This window comes from Macrococcus brunensis (assembly GCF_022343725.1).
GTDB classification, from domain to species: Bacteria; Bacillota; Bacilli; order Staphylococcales; family Staphylococcaceae; genus Macrococcus; species Macrococcus brunensis.
The window spans coordinates 1,973,554-1,993,689 of record NZ_CP092179.1; the positions used below are offsets into that span (position 1 = coordinate 1,973,554).

Consider the following 20,136-nt stretch of genomic DNA (forward strand, 5'->3'; position numbering starts at 1 on the left):
ATGGTTCATTATAACTGAAATAGTGACGGGAATAAAAAAAGAGCATTCACTTGAATGCTCTGCCTCTTACTTTTCGTAAACAGGAACCCATCCTGCCTCATCCACAAATATTCTGACAGCTACAACTTGACGGCTCGTATCAAGTGTAAAGTAATGTCTGACGTTCGGTGGTACCGAAATAAGATCACCCGGATTCAGATGAACTTCAAAAAACTGCTCTGATCCTTCAATGACAAAGACGCCGTTTCCACTTACAATAAAACGTACTTCGTCATCTGTATGATGATGTTCACGCTGAAAGTTAGTCAGCAGTTCATCCAGATTAGGCGTAGCAGAAGATAAACTGATAACATCACTTGCCTTGTAACCACGTCTCTTACTGATATCATCAATTTCAGATTTAAAAGTTGTCAGAATCTCTTCTTTTTCTTCATCAGTCAGTGCATAGTTCTCTTTTAGATTGTCGGGTAATTTTGATGTGTCCCACTGTTCATAGATGACTTCATTTTTCTCAAGGTATGCGCTTACTTTGTCCTGATTCTCAATTTTTTCCTGTGTCTTCTGCAATACTAAATATGCCATGTTACTTCTCCCCTTTAATATAATATTGTGCTGCATTCAGCTGCAGCTGGTAATCAAACAAAAATTCAGCAGCTTCAAATAACTTCATTGCTTCTGTACTGGTCCTGCCCCAGACATTAATACCGTGATTACGAATCAGCACTGCCCCATAATCCGCTGTCAGGTGTGGAACCAGAAGTTCTGCAAGATGGCTCACATCACTTGGATTATCGATGATTGGAATAGTGAGTACGTCTTCCTCATGCCATAAACCAAATGCTTTGATCAGTTCCTGATTACGGAAGACAATCTTACCCTGGTTCCCGTATATTTCAGATATGACGTTATTGCTGACTGTATGGATGTGAATAGAAGTACGTGCCTTTGTTCTTTTGAATATCTCGACGTGAAGTACTGTTTCAAGAGAAGGCTTGAGTTCAGTAAGAGGCTCACCTTCTTTTGAAACGTGAACAAAACTTCGGTCATTCGTAATATATTTATCAACACCACTTGTCGTGACATACAATGTACCGTCGTCATTTCTGATGCCGAGGTTACCACTTGTCCCGGGAAATAATCCGCGGGCCGCCAGTCGTTCTTTAACGATTGTCAGGTTATGCAGCGTATCACACGTCATCTGACCACCTCCTCTAATTGTTCGACTATGTCATAAAACGTCTGAAACGGTATATGCGGAATAGCTTCTGCTTCTGCATAAGTAGTCAGCTTATCAGTCGTAAACAAAATATCAGCGACTTCAGCCAGCCGAATATCGGTTACACTATCACCAATAGCAATGACCTGATGGCTGCCGAGCGTTCTGACGATGGATGGTTTGCAGGTCCCACACTCACCCGATGCGCACACGTCATCACATGGATAGCGCCATTCCACAAGCATTTTCTCACCGCTGAAATCCACGTTGTTGGCATAGACCGCTTCTATGCCGGTGAAATCACTCAAAATAGGATCAATAAAAAAATGCATCCCACCGCTGATGATATAGAACGGAATATCCAGCTCCTGTGCTTTATCCAGAAGGGTCTGAAAACCCGGTCTGATACTGACTTCCTGGCGGACGAACTCAACAATCGCTTGCCGTTCACTAGTATCCAGCAGATTGAAAAGAGTGGTGACACCTTCCTGAATAGATAGTGTTCTGTCCAGAATACGACTTAAAGTCGCCTGACTGTCTGTCGGCGCAAAACGCTGCATAATAGCGATAATGGTATCACTAGCCGTTACCGTGCCATCAAAATCACAGGCTATGATGTACCCCATTGTTTCACCGCCTTTTCATATGCTGTACCTGCCGCTTTACCTTCATATAAGTCGATCGCCTCAAAAAATGCTCGTCCTCCGGCAGCAGCACCATCCGGATGACCATGGACCCCGCCTCCTGCATTGATAACAATATCATGACCGAAGTCATCAATCAGACGACTGACCAGCCCCGGATGAATGCCCGCAGAAGGGACCGGAAACGCGCGCGGCACAGCAGCTTCTGAGCGGGCTGCCTGCACAATTTTTTCTGCTTCCTGCTCATCAAGTGGAACAGAACCATAGGGCGCCGGAAATAATATCAGATCGGCTCCTGCTAACCGTGCAAGCTTACTGATAAGGAGCGGATAGCTGATACCATAGCTGTCACTACCCGCAAGTGCACCGGCAAAAGCAGGATGTGCAAGAATCGGCAGACCGATGTTCAATTCTCTGATTCCTTTCAGAACATCCAGTCCACAAGCATGAACATTGAAAAGAATAGCTGTAGCGCCCAATTCTTTAGCACGCATGGCTTTGTCCTTGAGCTGGAAGACAGGTCCCGAGAGATTGACTGCATACAGAACCTTATGTCCCGTCGCGTCTTCAACTTCCTTCAGTACAGCCGCTGCAGCACTGATACGCTCTTCAAATGGCAGCTCAGGGACATCATAGAGAATTTCATCATCTTTAATAACGTCCACACCTCCGAGTGCCTGAGCACGAAGCTGCTCTTTGAAAAATTCTAAATTACGTCCGATGATACCTTTGAAAATACTCATCACAAGTGGTCGTGCTTCAACATCCAGCTGACGACGTATACCTTCAATACCGAAAGCAGGACCCGGGAAATGTCTAGTATAATCCCCTAAATCAATATCGATAAGTTTAACCGCACCATCCAGCGATAACTTGCCAAATACGGTCGTCAAAATAGAAGAAAAGTCAGGCGTAACGTTTTTATCCGGATAGGCAATTTTAATGTAAAGTCCGTCCGGCTGCTGTTCTGCCTGAACAACCCGACCTTTATAGGCAGCAAGATGCTGCTGATCAAGTTCTGTCAGCTCTGTCCAGCTGCCGACCGTCAGACCGACAGCGAGCTTCTCTGCAAATGGCTTAGGATCTGCAACTTTCCCCTTGAAAAAATAAGTGGCTGTGATTTCAGACACGATGACGACCTCCTTTAGTGAACTGCTGATAATTTAAAATAAGTGCGATGGCAAGTACACACCCTTTTACAATATTCAGTGCATAGTACGGGACTGATAACATAACGAGTCCATTTTCAAGTACTGCAATCAAAAGTGCACCGAGAATGGTACCTATCACATTCGGTTTATGACTGGCTGATGCTGTCGCCCCTATAAATGCAGCCGCTACTGCAGTCATCAGATAGCCTGCTCCTGAATTAATCTGTGCAGAAGATACTTGTGCTGCAAGCAGAATGCCGCTGATACCTGCCAGTAAGGCAGAGATGATGTAAGCCACCGCGATGTGACGATGTACTTTGATGCCACTGAATTTTGCCGCCTGTTTATTAGAGCCAATCATATACATAATGCGTCCAGGATTTGTCCGATGTAATAAGAGATAGGCAATAACACCAATAATCAGAAGTATCATAATCAGTGATAGAGGAGAAGCTAACGCTGAAAAATCAGCCGGAATCTGTCCTGACGTTGCACTGCCGTCCTGTCTTGACATACCCACACTGATAGATCCGCCCTCAGAGTAAGTCAGCGCAATTCCTTCGACAATAAACATGGTCGCAAGTGTCGCATAAAGGTCCGGTACTTTGAAATAAAGAATCAGCAGTAAGTTCAGCAGTGCCACGCCGATGATACAAACCAGTGTGACAAGGATGGATAAACCAAGCGACAGCTGATGCCAGACGAAAAGTGAAATAATAAGTGTATTACTGAGTGTGACGGTAGAACCTACCGATAAATCGAAACCATCTACACTCAGACTATAAGTCAGGCCCATTGCCACTATCGTCACGATGACCATCCCACTTACAATACTCGTGATATTATTCATCGATAAAAAGTGAGGTGCAGTCACTGTAAAAATAATCAGCAACAGCACGATGACAGCTGGGAGCCCCAGTTGTTTGATTCTCATGTTATTGTCCTCCAGATGCAATATATAAAAGTTCCTGTTCGGTCCATTCAGCAGAAGGTCTTTCAGCGACAATACGACCTTTATTCATCACATAGATCCGATCTGCTATCGTTAAGAGTTCTCTAAAGTCAGATGACAGATAGATGACTCCTTTGCCTTCGTGCTTCAAGGCTTCCAGATTGCGAAAGATATCCTGTTTTGCACCGACATCTATACCTGTCATGGGCTCATCACAGATAAAGAGCTGCGCTTGTTTCTTCAGACCTCGCATGAGCACGACTTTCTGCTGATTCCCCCCTGATAACGTCTGAACAGTATCCGTTACACGCCCAAATTTTAAAGTAACCGCTTCTGCGAGTGTGTGCGTAACGTCTTTCTCGTTTTTATAGATGAACGGTGCAGAAGCAAAATGTACATTATCATTGATACTGTGATCCATGACGAGCCCATGTTTCTGCCGTTCTTCCGGCACATAGGCAGCAAGTCCCTTTGTCTGACGAAAAAGATAATCAGCCAGCTCACTTTTTCCGGCACCGACCAGTCCTGCTATTCCCACAACTTCTCCGCTATAGATATCGAGCGAAATATCAGTCAGCATTTCTTCACTGATATCTTTAATGCTGAGGATTTCTTCTCCCTTTTGTACCGGTAACCTTTTAGACAGAGCCGCCTGATCTGTAATACTTGCAGCAAGTGTTTTTTCTGTCCAGTCGTCTACAGGTCTTCTGTCATAAACTTCACCGTTTCTCAGAACGATGACTTCATCAGCCACTGCGAGCAGTTCATGGATATGATGCGAAATAAAGATAATCGCTGTTTCTTCTTTCAGGCGTTCCAGTTCTCTAAATAACTCGCTGACTTCTTTCTGGCTGAGACTTGCAGTTGGTTCATCCAGCACGATGAGTTTCTTGTTCTGGAGAATAGCTCTTAAAATCACGATAATCTGTTTTTGGGATAAAGTCAGCGACCTGACTAACTGGTCGAGTGACAGGTCCAGCTGCCACTGTTCAATCCATTTTTTCAGTTCATCATAACGCCTCCGCCTGTAGACAAACCCTGACTTTAAGTCATGAACGATCAAATTATCATAAACAGTGAGGTCATTGAACAGGACTTCATCAACCTCCTGCGCCACATAAGCAATATCGTGACTGAAGTCTTTAACGTGTTTGTTGTCTTTGAATAGTTTCCCTGTCTGATAAGGGTAATGACCGCTCAGCACTTTCATAAGCGATGATTTTCCTGCCCCATTACTCCCGATGACTGCATGAATCTGTCCTGTTTTAAAGTCGAGTGAAATATCATTCAGTATCTTCTGTCCGGACAGTGTCAAACAGAGGTCTTCAGTTCGGTACTCCACTTACTTCTTCTCCTTCATCCACTCAGACTGGAAAAGTCCTGTGTCGCCAAACGAAGGAATCGTCTGCGACAGGTTCTCCATTGTCGAATCCTTCTTCAGATCACTTTGCTTCACTTGAACAGGTTTGAATTCATAGGTCTGAGGTACTTTCTCATTATTCAGCTGCTTCGCCAGCAGTCTGACATCTGTAATACCTATCACTCTTGGATTGACACCAGCCGTCGTCTTCCAGTTGCTATTCGGTTCTTTCAGGAAGTTAATATCCTGGTTTGAGATATCGATTGAATAAATCGGTAACACAGCCTGTTTTTCTTTGATGGCTAAGTAAGCACCTTTTGTCATTTCATCCCAAGCGCCCCAGACAGCATCGATATCCTTATTGTTATATTTTGCTAAAACTGCAGCTGTCTTTTTCTTAACATCACCTGACACATCTTCAAAGTTTGTCGGTCCTACTGTTTCAACGACTTTAATTTTGCCTTCTTTTACATAATCCTTAAATACTTCTTCTCTTCTATCCAGTGGCAGGAACCCGGGTCCTACCCATAACTTCAGTACTTTGACCGGTTGTGTTTTGTCTTCGATCAGCGCATCGAGTGACAGTTCCGCCAGTGCATGGTCATCCTGACTTGTTGCGACTACGTGATCCAGTACTTTGCCGTTCTGATCTGACTTTGTATCAAAAGTAACGACTTTAATACCTGCATCAGCTACTTTTTTAACTAGGTTGTAGCTGTAATCTTCTTTTCCGTGTGAAAGTATGATACCATCATACTTCTTCAGAACTGCCTGATCGACCAGCTGCTGAAACTTAGCATCATTGCCGTTCGACAGAAAAGTGTCCACTGTCAGGCCCAATGCTTTTCCTTCAGCTTTAGCGCCATCAATAAATTGTTTCGTATGGTCATCACTCGCCAGGTTTCTGATGACTGCAATTTTCTTACCCGCTACTTCTTTGTTTGCGCTAGTTGCTGTTTTCTCTTCTTGACCACATCCTGCAAGCAGTATACCTGCAGCCATTAATATCCCAAGTGTTCGTTTCATTCTTTTTCCCCTTTGCTGAATAAGTTCTTAATTGCTTCATAAGTAGGTTCGATTTCCCCGTGTTCTGTGACAATGCCGGTAATAAGCGCGGCTGGTGTGACGTCAAACGCCGGATTGTAGACAGTCCCTTCGATTGTGACCAGCTGCTCACGAATATGTGTCACTTCAGTCGCATGACGTTCTTCTATCGGAATATGACTGCCGTCTTCTATCGTCAGGTCAAACGTTGGTGTGGGTGCCGCCACATAAAAAGGCACTTTAAAATAGTGAGCGGCTATCGCAAGCGGCAGTGTCCCGATTTTATTGACGACATCGCCATTCGCTGCCACTCTGTCGCATCCTACAAATACTGCTGTTATCTTCCCCTGCTGCATCAATGTCGCGGCTGTTGAATCTGTGATGACCGTTACATCAATACCTGCTTCTGATAGTTCGTAGGCTGTCAAAGCACCCTGTAGTCTTGGTCTGGTCTCGTCGCTATAGACTTTAAACTTCACACCTTCCGCGTGGGCCAGATAGAAAGGTGCTGTCGCTGTACCGTAATCACTGGTGGCAAGGCGTCCAGGATTGCAGTGAATCAGAAAAGCTGATGATTCTGTTACTAATCTTTTAAGATGCTGTCCAATCGCCAGGTTGATTGCCTGGTCTTCCTCAAAGATTCTTTCTGCTTCCTGTTCAAGCGCCTGAATCGTTTCAGCAGGATGATCAGTGACTACTGCATGAACTCGTTTCAGTGCCCAGTGCAGGTTAACAGCAGTCGGCCGTGTATGCTGCAGTCTTTCGATAACACGTGTCATATGTTCTTTGAAAGAACCACGTTGATATTCACGTGCGCCTACTGCGACGCCATAAGCAGCTGTTATACCGATAGCAGGTGCTCCTCTGACCACCATATCTTCAATGGCGCGAGCAATTTTCTCATGTTCTGTATAAGTGATGTGTGTCGTCTGATGAGGCAGCTGTGTCTGATCCAGCAGCGTCAGTTTGCCGTCTTTGTACGAGATAGCTTTCATGCGACTGACTCCTTGCTGCTGTCAAACAGCGTGAACAGCGAGGAAAAAGCTCTGACTTGCTCAGGATGTTTGATTAAGAAAGTTGCGAACAGCAGAAGCTGCGTTTCGGCTGTAATGCGGTCATCCTGTAAGCTCGTAATATCTGTAACTTTGGCAATACCTACAATGCGGCGGATGATCTCCAGTCCTGCGACAATGTAAGCATCTTTTTCGATTTCATTGATAAATCCTGCAAAAATAGATGAATCACGCAAAGCTACATCTATGGTCTCCTGCTGTAAAATAGTGAGCGCCTGAGACCGGAATGTCTGAAGCACTTCTTCAAGCGTCTGCTCTATCCAGAGAGCCTGGTCCACTCGTCCTGATGATGAGGCATGCGTATGGGCAAAGAACAGATGGGCAATAATATTGCCGAGGTCATAACCAGCCGGGCCAAAGAAACCGAATTCAGGGTCGATGACTTTAAGTCCTGACGAGTTGATAAAGATTGAGCCGGAATGCAGGTCACCATGAATCAGGCTCTCTGCTTTATTCAGAAACTTCAGCTTCGCCTGCGCAACTGCTGATTTAAGAGCAGGGTCCTGATAGACGATGCGGTCTACTACTTTCGCTAAGTCTTCAGACAGCTCATTACGATTGAAGTTATTATAAAAAGGTTCTGTATAGACGAGATCTTCAGTAATCTCACAGAGTTCCGGATTGATCATTTCTTTCTGGAGCGCTTTTTTCTCTTTAGCGGGCATCACAAAATCTGAAGTACGGATTAAAGTCTCTGCTAAATAGCGTCCGAGCTCCTGCCCTAGAAACGGGAATGTCTGTCCGTCCTGAAGCGCTGTCCGTAATATCGTATAGTCTTTTAAATCCTCCATGATGACACATTTCATAATCGGATCAATTAGGATGATTTGAGGTACAAGATCAGGAACGTAATGACTATGCGCCTGAATCAAGTGTCCTTCTCTGATCGTGCGGTCTGTTGATAGAACAAACTCATCTGAGATCCGCGCAGTGTGCCCAGAATGCTTAACGATGACAGAACGTTCTCCATCTGAAACTCTAAAAACATAGTTTAAATTGCCGTCACCAATCTCCGTTACAAACAGTTCATCAGTCTCAAACAGAGTTGTCTTATATTTGATATAATCGCTGACTGCTTGTTCATCCATTAAGAAATACTCATCAAAATTCATAATTTCCCCCTTGTTCATCATCAAGAAGCAAAAAAAGACGTTTCTCCTGTTCCCAGGAAAAACGTCGCCATCAGTATCTCTACTTATCTTTCAGTACTTGTGTACTGTAGGAATTGGCACCTTTTCCATCGGACAGGTTGCTGGACGTCATCGGGCCTAATCCCTCAGTCACTCTTGATAAGAACTATTTAGTTTTTGGTTAATATGAATATTAAAGGACAGCAGATTTAATGTCAACACTATCTTCAGAAATTTCTAACCATGCTGGTTGTATCTCTTATGTGCACTTTTCTTAGACGATTCAGATTATTTAAAATACAGTTGTTTTATTCTGCCTGGAGGTTTGCTAGAATTTAAAGAAAACGGGAGCTGAACTATGAAAATAAATCAAGTTGTTGAAAATCAATTGTCCGCTCTAGTTGAACAGAGAAGATATTTACACCAACATCCTGAACTCTCTTTCCAGGAGACTGAAACATATCAATACATATTGAAACATCTGCAGAAACTTTCTCATTTTCATATCAGAGAGAATGTCGGAGGAAACGGAATAGTCGCTGAAATAAAGGGAAATGGCGATAGAACAATTGCTTTTCGTGCTGATTTTGATGCACTGCCAATACAGGATCTAAAGGAGGTCCCGTATAAATCGACCGTGCCAGGTGTTATGCATGCCTGTGGTCATGATGGCCACACTTCAATTTTACTTTCTCTGGCGTCTATCCTGAATGAACATACCGATAAGATCAACGGCAATGTTGTGTTGATTTTTCAGTTTGCTGAAGAACTGGCACCGGGCGGGGCTGAGCCTATGGTGACGGACGGTGCACTCGCAGGTGTCGATGCGATTTATGGCCAGCATCTCTGGAGTCAGTTCAAAACACATGAAGTTCACTGCCGTCCTGGTGCACTGATGGCAAGCCCGGATTTATTCGAGATTACGTTGATCGGTAAAGGTGGTCATGGTGCTAAACCCCACACCACTATTGATGCAATCGTCGCAATGGCTGAACTCATTCGCCAGCTGCAGACCATTGTTTCCAGGCAGATTGATCCTGTAGATCCTGCTGTTGTAACAGTCGGTAAAGTAAAAGCCGGACAGGCCTTTAATATCATTAGTCAGGAAGCTTACTGTACAGGGACAGTCCGCACATTCCGTGATGAAGTGAAGCAGCAGATCAAAAAAGCGATGACAGATATTCTGGAGGGTCTTAAGATATCGATGGGTATCACGTACCATTTCAACTATATGGACGGCTATCCCTCTGTCACTAATCATGACAGGGAATACGAAGTCATCCGCCAGACAGCTGAACGGCTGAATCTGCCTTTTATAGAAGCAGAACCGATGATGGTCGGTGAAGACTATGCTTATTACCTGCAATATAAGCCGGGTGCTTTCTTTCTGACAGGCGCAGGTTCACCGGACTATCCGCCCCATCACCATGCGCTGTTCGATATCGACGAAGCATCTCTTGCCAGTGGTCTTAAAATGTTTCTATCAATCTTAACGGAAGAAGGTCTGCTCAATGATGATCAACAACGCTGAACAATATAATGACGAACTGATCAAAATCCGTCGTCATTTCCATATGCATCCTGAACTCTCTTTTCAGGAGGAGAAAACTCCCCTTTACATCGCTGATTATCTAACGGCTCTCGGTATCGAAGTCGAAACAGGGGTTGGGGGCAGAGGAGTTGTCGGACGGATGATCAAAGATCCGGCACTACCGACAATCGCCATCCGTGCTGACTTTGATGCACTGCCCATCCAGGATGAAAAAGAAGTCCCTTATAAGTCTACAGTCCCTGGTGTCATGCATGCCTGTGGTCATGATGCTCATACAGCGGTATTACTCATCACTGCAAAGATTCTCAGTCAGCATCGCGACGAAATACCGGGCAATATTGTTTTCATCCATCAGCATGCTGAAGAAGTAGACCCCGGCGGTGCTATTCAGATGATAGCGGATGACTGTCTGCGCGGCGTAGATGCGATTATCGGCCAGCATGTATCAAGCAGCCTGCCAGTCGGCCAGATTGGCTATAAAGTAGGCACAGTGACAGGTATTCCTGACGACTTCTGGATCACACTGCAAGGTCGCGGGGGGCATGCTGCTCATCCTGATACGACAATCGACCCGATCGCAGCTGCTATTCGTCTCTGCAATGACCTGCAGTATATTGTATCCCGTAAGACAAAACCCACTGCTCCTGCTGTTCTCTCTATCACAATGTTTAATGCGGGCGAACAGAATAATGTCATTCCAGATAGCGCCAAAATCGGTGGCACGATTCGTACATTCGATGCAGAAACACAGAATCTGATGTATTCAGAACTTAAACGCTGTTTAGAAGGTCTTGTGACGACTACAGGTATTACTTATGAGCTTAAATACTTAAAAGGCTATCCTCCTGTCGTCAACACTGAAAAAGAGATGATGACAATCGTCAACGCTGCCAGAAAAATCGATAGCGTGACCGAACTTGTTGAACTTGAACCTTCTCTTGGCGGCGAAGACTTCTCCTATTACTTGCAACGAGTACCCGGAGCGTTTTTCTATACAGGTACTCATAACGAGAACTTTAAAGCAGATTTTCCGCATCATCACCCTAAGTTCGATATAGACGAACAAGGTATGATGAATGCAGTCAAAGTCTTTCTGCAGTCTGTAGAAGACTATTTCAAGAAGGAGGCGAGCGAATGAACTGGAACATCCTAGACTATGAAGAAGAACTGATTGCTATCAGACGACACCTGCATATGCATCCGGAATTGTCATTCCATGAAGATAATACGAAACGCTATATCGCAGAATATTTAGAAGCACTTGATATAGAGGTCACACGTGACGTCGGCGGAAATGGTGTATTAGGCAGAATAAAAGGAACCGCGCCGGGCCCGACCATCGCTTTTCGTGCTGATTTTGATGCGCTGCCGATACAGGATCTAAAAGAAGTGCCATATAAGTCGACAGTGCCAGGTGTCATGCATGCCTGCGGTCACGATGCTCATACTGCTATGCTTCTGATTATCGCTAAAATACTTACAGATAACCGTGACAAAATAGCCGGTAATATCGTCCTTATTCATCAGCATGCCGAGGAGCTGATTCCCGGTGGCGCGCTGTCCATGATTCAGACAGGCGCACTGGAAGGCGTCGATTATGTCTTCGGTACACATACAGCAAGCTACTTACCGACTGGTACTATTGCCTTCTGCCCGGGACCTGCTTATGCGAATGCAGACCGTTTTACCATCAAGGTCCAGGGGAAAGGTGGACATGGTGCAGCCCCACATGAAACACATGATGCTATCATCGCTGCCAGCAGCTTAATCAGTCAGTTCCAGACGATTGTCTCACGTTCAGTTGATCCGATTGAAACCGCTGTAGTGACTGTTGGAGAATTCAAAGCAGGAGATGCTTTTAATGTCATCGCAGATCATGCTTACTTGTCCGGCACTGTCCGAACTTATCAGGATACAATTAAAGAAAAAGTAAAAGAGCGCATGACACAATTGATTCAAGCAGTTGAAGTGGGCTATCAAGTCACCATTGACCTTCAGTACGAAGATGGTTATCCTGCCCTAGTTAATCCCGTTAAAGAAACAGAATGGTTAATGGAACGTGTAGCAGCAGCTGGTTTTGCTGAAGAAGTTAAACTTCAGCCTGCTTCGCTTGGTGGTGAAGACTTCAGTTATTTCTTAAAAGAAAGACCAGGTACTTACTTTTATACCGGTGTCATGAATGAAGAAATGAACGCCCACTACCCGCACCATCATCCCAAATTTGATATCGATGAAAAAGGACTGCTATATGGCATTCAGACATTCTTAACCATCGTTGAAAATATAAATGAACTCAAATAAAAAAAGCCGAAGAGCGTCCTCTTCGGCTTTTTGCAATTCATTTAGAATGAATTATTTTTCAATTACTGATACAACACCTGATCCAACTGTACGTCCACCTTCACGGATTGAGAAACGAGTACCGTCTTCAATCGCGATAGGAGAGATAAGTTCAACGTTCATTTCAACGTTATCGCCAGGCATTACCATTTCAGTACCTTCTGGTAAGTTAACTACGCCAGTTACGTCAGTTGTACGGAAGTAGAACTGTGGGCGGTAGTTAGTGAAGAATGGAGTATGACGTCCACCCTCTTCTTTTGATAATACGTAAACTTCAGCTTTGAATTTTGTATGTGGTGTGATTGTACCTGGTTTAGCTAATACTTGACCACGTTGTACGTCTTCACGAGAAACCCCACGAAGTAACGCACCGATGTTGTCACCAGCTTCAGCGTAATCTAATAATTTACGGAACATTTCAACACCTGTTACAGTTGTTTTTGATGGCTCTTCAGTTAAACCGATGATTTCAATTTCTTCACCAACTTTAACTTGTCCACGCTCAACACGACCTGTAGCAACTGTACCACGACCAGTGATTGAGAATACATCCTCAACTGGCATCATGAATGGTTTTTCAGAGTCACGTTCTGGAGTTGGGATGTACTCATCCACAGCGTCCATAAGTTCGATGATTTTTTCTTCGTAAGCTTCGTCGCCTTCTAATGCACGTAATGCTGAACCAGCGATTACAGGTACATCGTCGCCTGGGAAGTCATATTCAGATAATAAGTCACGAACTTCCATTTCTACTAATTCTAATAACTCTTCGTCGTCTACCATATCAACTTTGTTTAAGAATACAACAAGTGCAGGTACACCTACGTTACGAGATAAAAGGATGTGTTCACGAGTTTGTGGCATTGGACCATCAGCAGCAGATACTACTAAGATACCGCCGTCCATTTGTGCAGCACCAGTGATCATGTTTTTAACATAGTCAGCGTGACCTGGGCAGTCAACGTGTGCATAGTGACGTTTTTCAGTTTCATACTCGATGTGAGAAGTATTGATTGTGATACCACGTTCTTTTTCTTCAGGTGCGTTATCGATTTGGTCGTAAGAACGAGCTTCCCCACCTAATTTTTTTGCTAATACAGTTGCGATAGCAGCTGTTAATGTAGTTTTACCGTGGTCGACGTGACCAATTGTACCAATATTGGCATGGGTTTTCGAACGGTCGAATTTTTCTTTAGCCATTTTGAAATCTCTCCTTAGATATAAGTTTATATATATCTCATGAGGGATTCTCACCCTCATGAGGTAAAGCTATAACTCATTTATAAAGCATTTTACTGTAAAAATCAAACTAGATAACTTAAAGCTTATTGGCCTTTGTTTTTCTTGATGATTTCTTCAGAAACTGACTTTGGAACTTCTTCATAGTGGTCGAATACCATTGAGTAAGTACCACGTCCTTGAGTGTTAGAACGTAAGTTAGTTGCATAACCGAACATTTCAGCAAGAGGAACGAATGCACGAACAACTTGAGCGTTACCGCGTGCTTCCATACCTTCTACACGTCCACGACGACTTGTAACGTCACCCATGATATCTCCCATGTATTCTTCAGGCATTACGATTTCAACTTTCATCATTGGTTCAAGGATAACTGGATCACATTTTTTCGCAGCTTCTTTAAGTGCAAGTGATGCAGCTACTTTGAAGGCCATCTCAGATGAATCGACATCATGGTAAGAACCATCGAATAATTTCGCTTTAACGTCGATTAATGGATATCCAGCAAGTACACCGTTTTCCATTGCGTCTTTAAGACCCGCTTCAACTGATGGAATGTATTCACGAGGAACAACCCCACCGACTACAGCGTTTTCGAATTCGAAACCTTTACCAACTTCGTTAGGTGTAAATTCGATGTGTACGTCACCGTACTGACCACGACCACCTGATTGACGAGAGAATTTACCTTGAACTGCAGCAGCTGTTTTGAACGTTTCACGGTAAGATACCATTGGCGCACCAACTGTACATTCAACTTTAAATTCACGTTTCATACGGTCTACTAAGATGTCAAGGTGAAGCTCACCCATACCACCGATGATAACTTGTCCTGTTTCAGGATCAGTATGCGCGTGGAATGTAGGGTCTTCCTCTTGTAACTTAACTAAAGCGTTAGTCATTTTATCTTGGTCAGCTTTAGATTTTGGTTCTACTGATAAGTGGATAACTGGCTCTGGGAATTCCATAGATTCAAGGATAACTTGAACTTTTTCGTCACAGAGAGTATCACCTGTTGTTGTATCTTTAAGACCAACAGCAGCAGCGATGTCACCCGCATATACAGTAGAGATTTCTTCACGAGAGTTCGCGTGCATCTGCAGGATACGACCTACACGTTCACGTTTACCTTTCGTTGCGTTCTGGATATATGAACCTGAGTTTAATGTACCAGAATACACACGGAAGAATGTTAATTTACCTACGAATGGGTCAGTCATAACTTTGAACGCTAGTGCTGCGAATGGTTCAGCATCATCAGGTTTAGCTACGATTTGCTCATCTTCGTCGTCAACAGCGTGACCAACGATAGGTTTAACATCTAATGGTGATGGTAAGTAGTCAATTGCTGCATCAAGCATTAATTGAACACCTTTGTTTTTGAATGCTGTACCAGCTAATACTGGGAAGAATTCAACATCACAAGTTGCTTGACGGATAGCGGCTTTCAGTTCATCTGTACCGATTTCTTCTCCGCCCAGATATTTTTCCATTAATTCTTCGTTGAAGTCAGCAACCGCTTCAATTAAAGCTTCGCGTTTTGCTTGAGCTTCTTCTAAGAATTCTTCAGGAATTTCTGTTACTTCGATATCTGTACCTAAGTCATTTGTATAAGTGTGAATTTTCATGTCAACTAAATCAATGATTGCGTTGAATTCATCTTCCGCACCGATAGGCATTTGAATAGGATGAGCGTTAGCCATTAAACGTTCATGTAAAGTACCTACAGAATAGTCAAAGTTTGCACCTGTTTTATCCATTTTGTTGATGAATACGATACGAGGTACACCATATGTAGTCGCCTGACGCCATACAGTTTCAGTCTGAGGTTCTACACCTGATTGTGCATCAAGTACAGTAACAGCACCGTCAAGTACACGAAGTGAACGTTCAACTTCAACAGTGAAGTCTACGTGACCTGGTGTATCGATGATGTTGATACGGTGACCATTCCACTGAGCTGTTGTTGCAGCCGAAGTGATTGTGATCCCACGTTCTTGTTCTTGCTCCATCCAGTCCATTTGTGAAGCACCTTCATGTGTTTCACCAATTTTGTGGATTCGGCCAGTATAATAAAGAATACGTTCAGTAGTCGTCGTTTTACCAGCATCGATGTGAGCCATGATACCGATATTACGAGTGTTCTTCAAAGAGAATTCTCTTGCCATGGGTATTCTTTCTCCTTCCAGGAATTGGGTTTATATTTAGAAAGACACCAAAAGCATGCAAAGACTGAAGTCTTTGCTGCGATTGGTTACTTTCATCTTACCAGCGGTAGTGAGCAAACGCTTTGTTTGCTTCTGCCATTTTATGAGTATCTTCACGCTTCTTAACAGCACCACCAGTGTTGTTAGCAGCATCTAAGATTTCATTAGCTAAACGCTCTTCCATTGTTTTCTCTCCACGAAGGCGAGAGTAGTTTACTAACCAACGTAAACCTAAAGTTGTACGACGCTCAGCGCGTACTTCTACAGGTACTTGGTAGTTAGAACCACCAACACGACGAGCTTTAACTTCTAAAACAGGCATGATGTTGTTGATCGCTTCTTCAAAAACTTCCATTGCATCACGACCAGAACGTTCTTGAACTAAGTCGAATGCTGAGTAAAGAATTTTTTGAGCAGTACCACGCTTACCATCAAGCATGATTTTGTTGATTAATTTAGTAACCAATTTAGAGTTGTGAATTGGATCCGGTAATACGTCTCTTTTTGCAACAGGACCTTTACGAGGCATGTGTATGTCCTCCTTTCCAAGTATATTTATTCACTGTTTTAATGTCTAGCAATGACATTGATATTTACATAAATGAAATAATTCAGTTAGTAAAATCGATTATTTTTTAGCTTTAGGTTTTTTAGCACCGTATAATGAACGGCTTTGCATACGACCGTCAACACCTGAAGTATCTAACGCACCACGTACAATATGGTAACGTACCCCCGGTAAGTCTTTTACACGTCCACCACGAATAAGTACAACACTGTGTTCTTGTAAGTTGTGGCCGATACCAGGAATGTAAGCATTGACTTCGATATTATTTGATAGACGCACACGTGCATATTTACGTAACGCTGAGTTAGGTTTTTTAGGTGTCATAGTACCTACACGAGTACAAACACCACGTTTTTGTGGAGATGCAACATCAGTAGATTTTTTCTTATGACTGTTATAACCTTTGTTCAGTGCAGGTGCAGTTGATTTTTTAATTTTAGAAGTACGAGGCTTCTTAACTAATTGGTTAATAGTAGGCATTTTGTATGTCCTCCTCTCTGTTCTTTAATTCCACACATCCAGGTGGTTCATTTTTAGAGTAAATAAAAATTTTGTAAGAATAATGGCTTACAAACCATGTTTCAAGTAAGCAGCGATCATCGCTTTCACTTGAATTCCAAATCGATTCCCGAGTTCTCGACGAGATTCGCTGAATTCTATTGGAACTTGTTGCATGTGTGCTTGTAACAGCACATCGGTTAATAAGTGGATTTGAACATCCTGCGCAATCACAATGGATTCTGCACGGTGTTCCTTTAATGCCTTCAGCGTCTGCTTCAGACCCACTACATATTGATTAGAATGAACTTTTTCATTAGACATGAAAATCCTCCAAAGTGCTTCTGCATCAACCTTAATTATATTAACACCCTTTTGTAGCTGTGTCAACAATTCATCTTGTTTTTTTATAACCAATAATATGAAAAGCCATTGAAAATCACAATGGCTTTATAATGCCTCTTTTTAATTATCGATTACCATGGAATGATAATCCAGTGTCCCATAAGCAAGTTGCTGAATGTTCTTCATATTCATCGGCATTTCAATTAATCTTTTATTTTCAAACAAAGGGATCATCAGTTTTTTCTTTTCCAGATCTCTCACAAACTGCTGGGCAATATGTTTTTGTGAATCATTAGGTTTGTAATTTAAATCATTTAAAAACTTCCGGGCTTCCGGTAATTCTCCATACCATTCCTGGAACTTGCATTGTGTTAACAGGTCGACAGCTTTAAAGGCTTGAATCATATGATAGTGTTCATACATCCAGATAAAATCCGCATCTGTATTTAACAGATGATTGTTCAGATAGTCAAGCTGGCTCCATTTTCTGAAGAGGCTCATTCATGTATTCATTAAACGGAACTTCTATAATATCAATCTCAATTGAATTCTGAAGCTTGTCAATAAAATGAGAGACCCATTCATTTGACTCTTTAATCTTCAATATTTTGACCGGTCGAGATATGTCGATTTTTTCCGGATTCGTTTCATCTACTAACTGCGTAATATACTGGCGTTCCACTAGATTCAGTGAAGAGGCAGGATTAAACAGCATGAAGTCGATACTAGAATACGCCTGGTCAGCCAGAACGTGATAATTATGCTGAAATGTATAGTCTTCATAATACTTATAATCACTCGTGAATATGAGCTCTGTAACATCAGGGTTATTTTGTCGGTAATAATGATTTTTACTGAGCTTAGCAACTGTTTCATCAAGTGAAACCAAGCGATAAGGACCTGTGAAAAGTAAATGATCATCGTGATACTTATAGAGCGTTGTGAAATCCTGGCTTAAAATCAGCTTAATATTTTCAACTCTTTCTCTAAAATGAATCACTATTTTTAACGGTGAAGGTGTTTCAATCATATCAATCATTGATAATTTCTGATGCCCAATGAGTTGTTCCAGACAATATTTAACGTCATATGACTGAAGCAGATCTCCATTTGAAAACCGAGTATTCCGCTGAAGATGGATAATAAAATCATGTCCTTCCCATTCATCGAACAGGACTAGACGACTACTAATCGTGTCTCCTTCATCTTCATATAGACGTTCTCCTATATTAACAAGAATAGTAGCCAACGCCACATCCATATTTTCAAGAGGGTGAATGTTCTGGGGATACGATATAAATAATCAGTATAATAAGCACGCTGGTAAGTCTCTTCGTCTTTGGAATACAGATTTTCATCGATACAGATACGCAGAACTTTACGAGCGCTATCACTCATGTCATAGTTCAGGATATCTTGAATAGCAGGAATATCATATTTATGAAAGTTCTTAAGAAAATAATTAATAAATTCTTGTTCAACATTAATATTAAAATGTAATTCTGAAGCATTCCCCCGTCCGCTTCCGCTTGTATAAGAAAGAATACCTTCATCCTGCCATTTTCCTAAAAGACGGGTTAACTGTCTGGAAGTAATACCGAGGAGATCGGCAACTTGATTGCAGTCGAAACTATTTTCCTTAAGATATAAGTACATTTTAAAAACACGTTCATTAACTTCCATTCCGTCTCCTCCTTCCAGTGATTTTGATTTAACTAAGATGATTCATGGATAATAAGGTGCCACCAAAACCAGAGAGGAAAGTAGGTAGTCCTCTAAACTCTTCTCCTCCTACATCGTCTGATAAAACAGCAGCCGGGATAACAGGATCCCGTTTTAAATCATTTTTTGAGTCATTATCCGTTTGCTGATGTGGCTCTTTATTCTCATCAGTTTTTTTCTCTTTTACAGGTTCGCTGTCTTTAGCAGCCACACTATTATTTTCTTCTCTATGCACTTTACCATTAACAGGCTCTGTGATTTCGACTGACTGAATTCGATCCTGAGGCTTCGAATCGCTAAAAACAACCGAACGAGCGTCCGGATATAAATTATTATTGAAAATATCGTTAACAGGACTAATAGACACGCTTAAATCGTTTGTAACTTTTAAATCAGAGTTCGAATTGTTCCAGACCGGCGATTCCGTTAACGGGATTTCTATTGTCGGAATCTCGGTTGTGGGTTCTTCTGTCGTTGGAACCTCAGTCGTTGGTTCTTCCGTTGTCGGCTCCTCGGTCGTTGGCTCTTCCGTTGTCGGCTCTTCTGTCGTCGGAATCTCTGTCGTTGGAACTTCCGTGATCGGTTCTTCTATTGGTGTTTGAGGTTCTGGTTCTGTAAGTACTAAATTAAATATACTGATATCATAGCTCTTAATGTAAATAGGTACGTCAATATTCTGGTAACGCATTGGTTGCTGAGGGTCTTCGTTAATAATCGCAATTGGAAATCGTAAAGTGTAATTTCCTGTAGGTATATTGATAGAAACCATTAATATCTGTCCATGTAGATCTGATGACATTCCCATTTCTATCTAATAGAAGCACTTCTGAGTTGCTTAGATTGTAATCTCCTACACCATCTTTATCGTCATCCAGCATCACGTAGCCTTGTATCGCTTTCATCGCTACTTCAGTGTGAAGGATTGGTGATGTCACTATGGGCTGTTCAGTATTTAAACTTGTATTTCCAGTTGGTGCAGCTTTTGCTAAGACTGCTTGATTGAGTAACATCGCTGAAACAATCAATAGAGAACGCGTCCCAATGGTCATACTTTTTATTTTATTTTTATTATTCTCCATCTTATCTACTCCTTTC

The 20,136-nt window shown here is 42.5% G+C and carries 22 protein-coding genes and 1 riboswitch; of the genes, 3 read left to right on the forward strand and 19 right to left on the reverse strand.

The features are described from left to right. Positions 1–66: 66 nt before the first annotated feature. Genes MGG13_RS10465 through mtnK form a run of 9 tightly spaced genes read right to left on the reverse strand, consistent with a single transcriptional unit; the run spans position 67 to position 8,552 of the window. Entirely contained in the window at positions 67–582 is a 516-nt protein-coding gene (locus tag MGG13_RS10465; protein ID WP_133431860.1) for a 1,2-dihydroxy-3-keto-5-methylthiopentene dioxygenase, read from the reverse strand. A 1-nt stretch (position 583) separates the two neighbouring features. Next, positions 584–1,198, reverse strand: coding sequence for a methylthioribulose 1-phosphate dehydratase (mtnB, locus tag MGG13_RS10470; protein ID WP_239034825.1), 615 nt, complete (start codon positions 1,196–1,198; stop codon positions 584–586). Beyond that, positions 1,195–1,842: an MtnX-like HAD-IB family phosphatase gene (locus tag MGG13_RS10475; protein WP_239034826.1), complete on the reverse strand. Its 648-nt coding sequence runs from the start codon at positions 1,840–1,842 to the stop codon at positions 1,195–1,197. Before MGG13_RS10475 ends, mtnB begins: the two co-directional genes overlap by 4 nt. Then, on the reverse strand, positions 1,827–2,990 hold the full coding sequence (locus MGG13_RS10480; RefSeq protein WP_239034827.1) for a 2,3-diketo-5-methylthiopentyl-1-phosphate enolase: 1,164 nt from the start codon (positions 2,988–2,990) through the stop codon (positions 1,827–1,829). Before MGG13_RS10480 ends, MGG13_RS10475 begins: the two co-directional genes overlap by 16 nt. Continuing rightward, positions 2,983–3,945, reverse strand: coding sequence for an ABC transporter permease (locus tag MGG13_RS10485; RefSeq protein WP_133431856.1), 963 nt, complete (start codon positions 3,943–3,945; stop codon positions 2,983–2,985). Before MGG13_RS10485 ends, MGG13_RS10480 begins: the two co-directional genes overlap by 8 nt. Position 3,946: 1 nt before the next feature. Then, the gene (locus MGG13_RS10490) at positions 3,947–5,305 is read right to left on the reverse strand and encodes a sugar ABC transporter ATP-binding protein (protein ID WP_239034828.1); all 1,359 of its coding nucleotides are present in this window, start codon (positions 5,303–5,305) and stop codon (positions 3,947–3,949) included. Next, positions 5,306–6,349: a sugar ABC transporter substrate-binding protein gene (locus MGG13_RS10495; RefSeq protein WP_239034829.1), complete on the reverse strand. Its 1,044-nt coding sequence runs from the start codon at positions 6,347–6,349 to the stop codon at positions 5,306–5,308. Next, entirely contained in the window at positions 6,346–7,362 is a 1,017-nt protein-coding gene (gene mtnA / locus MGG13_RS10500; RefSeq protein ID WP_239034830.1) for an S-methyl-5-thioribose-1-phosphate isomerase, read from the reverse strand. The genes MGG13_RS10495 and mtnA overlap by 4 nt, the downstream gene beginning before the upstream one ends. Next, a complete protein-coding gene (mtnK, locus tag MGG13_RS10505; RefSeq protein ID WP_239034831.1) occupies positions 7,359–8,552 on the reverse strand; it encodes an S-methyl-5-thioribose kinase in 1,194 nt (397 codons plus the stop codon). Before mtnK ends, mtnA begins: the two co-directional genes overlap by 4 nt. Positions 8,553–8,632: 80 nt before the next feature. Continuing rightward, positions 8,633–8,736: riboswitch (SAM riboswitch) on the reverse strand. Positions 8,737–8,928: 192 nt separating this feature from the next. On the opposite strand from mtnK, the gene MGG13_RS10510 reads away from it, so the two are divergent. The 3 genes from MGG13_RS10510 to MGG13_RS10520 are packed head-to-tail and all read left to right on the forward strand — an operon-like array spanning position 8,929 to position 12,423. Next, positions 8,929–10,101, forward strand: a complete 1,173-nt coding sequence (locus MGG13_RS10510; protein WP_239034832.1) for an amidohydrolase — start codon at positions 8,929–8,931, stop codon at positions 10,099–10,101. Then, a complete protein-coding gene (locus MGG13_RS10515) occupies positions 10,082–11,260 on the forward strand; it encodes an amidohydrolase (RefSeq protein ID WP_239034833.1) in 1,179 nt (392 codons plus the stop codon). Before MGG13_RS10510 ends, MGG13_RS10515 begins: the two co-directional genes overlap by 20 nt. Continuing rightward, on the forward strand, positions 11,257–12,423 hold the full coding sequence (locus MGG13_RS10520; protein WP_239034834.1) for a M20 metallopeptidase family protein: 1,167 nt from the start codon (positions 11,257–11,259) through the stop codon (positions 12,421–12,423). Before MGG13_RS10515 ends, MGG13_RS10520 begins: the two co-directional genes overlap by 4 nt. A 51-nt stretch (positions 12,424–12,474) precedes the next feature. Here the strand turns inward: MGG13_RS10520 and tuf are convergent, their stop codons facing one another. From tuf to MGG13_RS10570, 10 genes are all read right to left on the reverse strand, one after another. Next, a complete protein-coding gene (gene tuf / locus MGG13_RS10525; RefSeq protein ID WP_133431848.1) occupies positions 12,475–13,662 on the reverse strand; it encodes an elongation factor Tu in 1,188 nt (395 codons plus the stop codon). Between the two features lie 125 nt (positions 13,663–13,787). Beyond that, on the reverse strand, positions 13,788–15,869 hold the full coding sequence (fusA, locus tag MGG13_RS10530; protein WP_239034835.1) for an elongation factor G: 2,082 nt from the start codon (positions 15,867–15,869) through the stop codon (positions 13,788–13,790). Between the two features lie 97 nt (positions 15,870–15,966). Continuing rightward, positions 15,967–16,437: a 30S ribosomal protein S7 gene (rpsG, locus tag MGG13_RS10535; protein ID WP_133418109.1), complete on the reverse strand. Its 471-nt coding sequence runs from the start codon at positions 16,435–16,437 to the stop codon at positions 15,967–15,969. 99 nt (positions 16,438–16,536) lie between these two features. Further along, entirely contained in the window at positions 16,537–16,956 is a 420-nt protein-coding gene (gene rpsL, locus MGG13_RS10540) for a 30S ribosomal protein S12 (RefSeq protein ID WP_133431846.1), read from the reverse strand. Between the two features lie 87 nt (positions 16,957–17,043). Next, positions 17,044–17,298, reverse strand: a complete 255-nt coding sequence (locus MGG13_RS10545; RefSeq protein WP_133431845.1) for a ribosomal L7Ae/L30e/S12e/Gadd45 family protein — start codon at positions 17,296–17,298, stop codon at positions 17,044–17,046. A 141-nt stretch (positions 17,299–17,439) separates the two neighbouring features. Then, complete coding sequence (locus tag MGG13_RS10550; protein ID WP_239034836.1) at positions 17,440–17,820, reverse strand: hypothetical protein; 381 nt, start codon at positions 17,818–17,820, stop codon at positions 17,440–17,442. Next, on the reverse strand, positions 17,789–18,580 hold the full coding sequence (locus MGG13_RS10555) for an ABC transporter substrate-binding protein (RefSeq protein WP_239034837.1): 792 nt from the start codon (positions 18,578–18,580) through the stop codon (positions 17,789–17,791). The genes MGG13_RS10550 and MGG13_RS10555 overlap by 32 nt, the downstream gene beginning before the upstream one ends. Next, entirely contained in the window at positions 18,544–19,002 is a 459-nt protein-coding gene (locus MGG13_RS10560; RefSeq protein WP_239034838.1) for an SgrR family transcriptional regulator, read from the reverse strand. Before MGG13_RS10560 ends, MGG13_RS10555 begins: the two co-directional genes overlap by 37 nt. A gap of 28 nt (positions 19,003–19,030) precedes the next feature. After that, the gene (locus tag MGG13_RS10565) at positions 19,031–19,729 is read right to left on the reverse strand and encodes a hypothetical protein (RefSeq protein ID WP_239034839.1); all 699 of its coding nucleotides are present in this window, start codon (positions 19,727–19,729) and stop codon (positions 19,031–19,033) included. Between the two features lie 19 nt (positions 19,730–19,748). After that, on the reverse strand, positions 19,749–20,120 hold the full coding sequence (locus tag MGG13_RS10570) for a hypothetical protein (RefSeq protein ID WP_239034840.1): 372 nt from the start codon (positions 20,118–20,120) through the stop codon (positions 19,749–19,751). Positions 20,121–20,136: the final 16 nt, after the last annotated feature.

What these genes read in the sequence shown, in the direction of transcription:
- MGG13_RS10555 (WP_239034837.1), bottom strand. Translation starts at nt 18,580, where the DNA reads ATGGATGTGGCGTTGGCTACTATTCTTGTTAATATAGGAGAACGTCTA.
- tuf (WP_133431848.1), bottom strand. Translation starts at nt 13,662, where the DNA reads ATGGCTAAAGAAAAATTCGACCGTTCGAAAACCCATGCCAATATTGGT.
- mtnK (WP_239034831.1), bottom strand. Translation starts at nt 8,552, where the DNA reads ATGAATTTTGATGAGTATTTCTTAATGGATGAACAAGCAGTCAGCGAT.
- MGG13_RS10465 (WP_133431860.1), bottom strand. Translation starts at nt 582, where the DNA reads ATGGCATATTTAGTATTGCAGAAGACACAGGAAAAAATTGAGAATCAG.
- MGG13_RS10515 (WP_239034833.1), top strand. Translation starts at nt 10,082, where the DNA reads ATGATGATCAACAACGCTGAACAATATAATGACGAACTGATCAAAATC.
- MGG13_RS10570 (WP_239034840.1), bottom strand. Translation starts at nt 20,120, where the DNA reads ATGGAGAATAATAAAAATAAAATAAAAAGTATGACCATTGGGACGCGT.
- rpsG (WP_133418109.1), bottom strand. Translation starts at nt 16,437, where the DNA reads ATGCCTCGTAAAGGTCCTGTTGCAAAAAGAGACGTATTACCGGATCCA.
- mtnA (WP_239034830.1), bottom strand. Translation starts at nt 7,362, where the DNA reads ATGAAAGCTATCTCGTACAAAGACGGCAAACTGACGCTGCTGGATCAG.
- MGG13_RS10560 (WP_239034838.1), bottom strand. Translation starts at nt 19,002, where the DNA reads ATGGAAGTTAATGAACGTGTTTTTAAAATGTACTTATATCTTAAGGAA.
- MGG13_RS10550 (WP_239034836.1), bottom strand. Translation starts at nt 17,820, where the DNA reads ATGAGCCTCTTCAGAAAATGGAGCCAGCTTGACTATCTGAACAATCAT.
- fusA (WP_239034835.1), bottom strand. Translation starts at nt 15,869, where the DNA reads ATGGCAAGAGAATTCTCTTTGAAGAACACTCGTAATATCGGTATCATG.
- MGG13_RS10510 (WP_239034832.1), top strand. Translation starts at nt 8,929, where the DNA reads ATGAAAATAAATCAAGTTGTTGAAAATCAATTGTCCGCTCTAGTTGAA.
- MGG13_RS10565 (WP_239034839.1), bottom strand. Translation starts at nt 19,729, where the DNA reads ATGCGTTACCAGAATATTGACGTACCTATTTACATTAAGAGCTATGAT.
- MGG13_RS10545 (WP_133431845.1), bottom strand. Translation starts at nt 17,298, where the DNA reads ATGTCTAATGAAAAAGTTCATTCTAATCAATATGTAGTGGGTCTGAAG.
- mtnB (WP_239034825.1), bottom strand. Translation starts at nt 1,198, where the DNA reads ATGACGTGTGATACGCTGCATAACCTGACAATCGTTAAAGAACGACTG.
- MGG13_RS10495 (WP_239034829.1), bottom strand. Translation starts at nt 6,349, where the DNA reads ATGAAACGAACACTTGGGATATTAATGGCTGCAGGTATACTGCTTGCA.
- rpsL (WP_133431846.1), bottom strand. Translation starts at nt 16,956, where the DNA reads ATGCCTACTATTAACCAATTAGTTAAGAAGCCTCGTACTTCTAAAATT.
- MGG13_RS10520 (WP_239034834.1), top strand. Translation starts at nt 11,257, where the DNA reads ATGAACTGGAACATCCTAGACTATGAAGAAGAACTGATTGCTATCAGA.
- MGG13_RS10485 (WP_133431856.1), bottom strand. Translation starts at nt 3,945, where the DNA reads ATGAGAATCAAACAACTGGGGCTCCCAGCTGTCATCGTGCTGTTGCTG.
- MGG13_RS10475 (WP_239034826.1), bottom strand. Translation starts at nt 1,842, where the DNA reads ATGGGGTACATCATAGCCTGTGATTTTGATGGCACGGTAACGGCTAGT.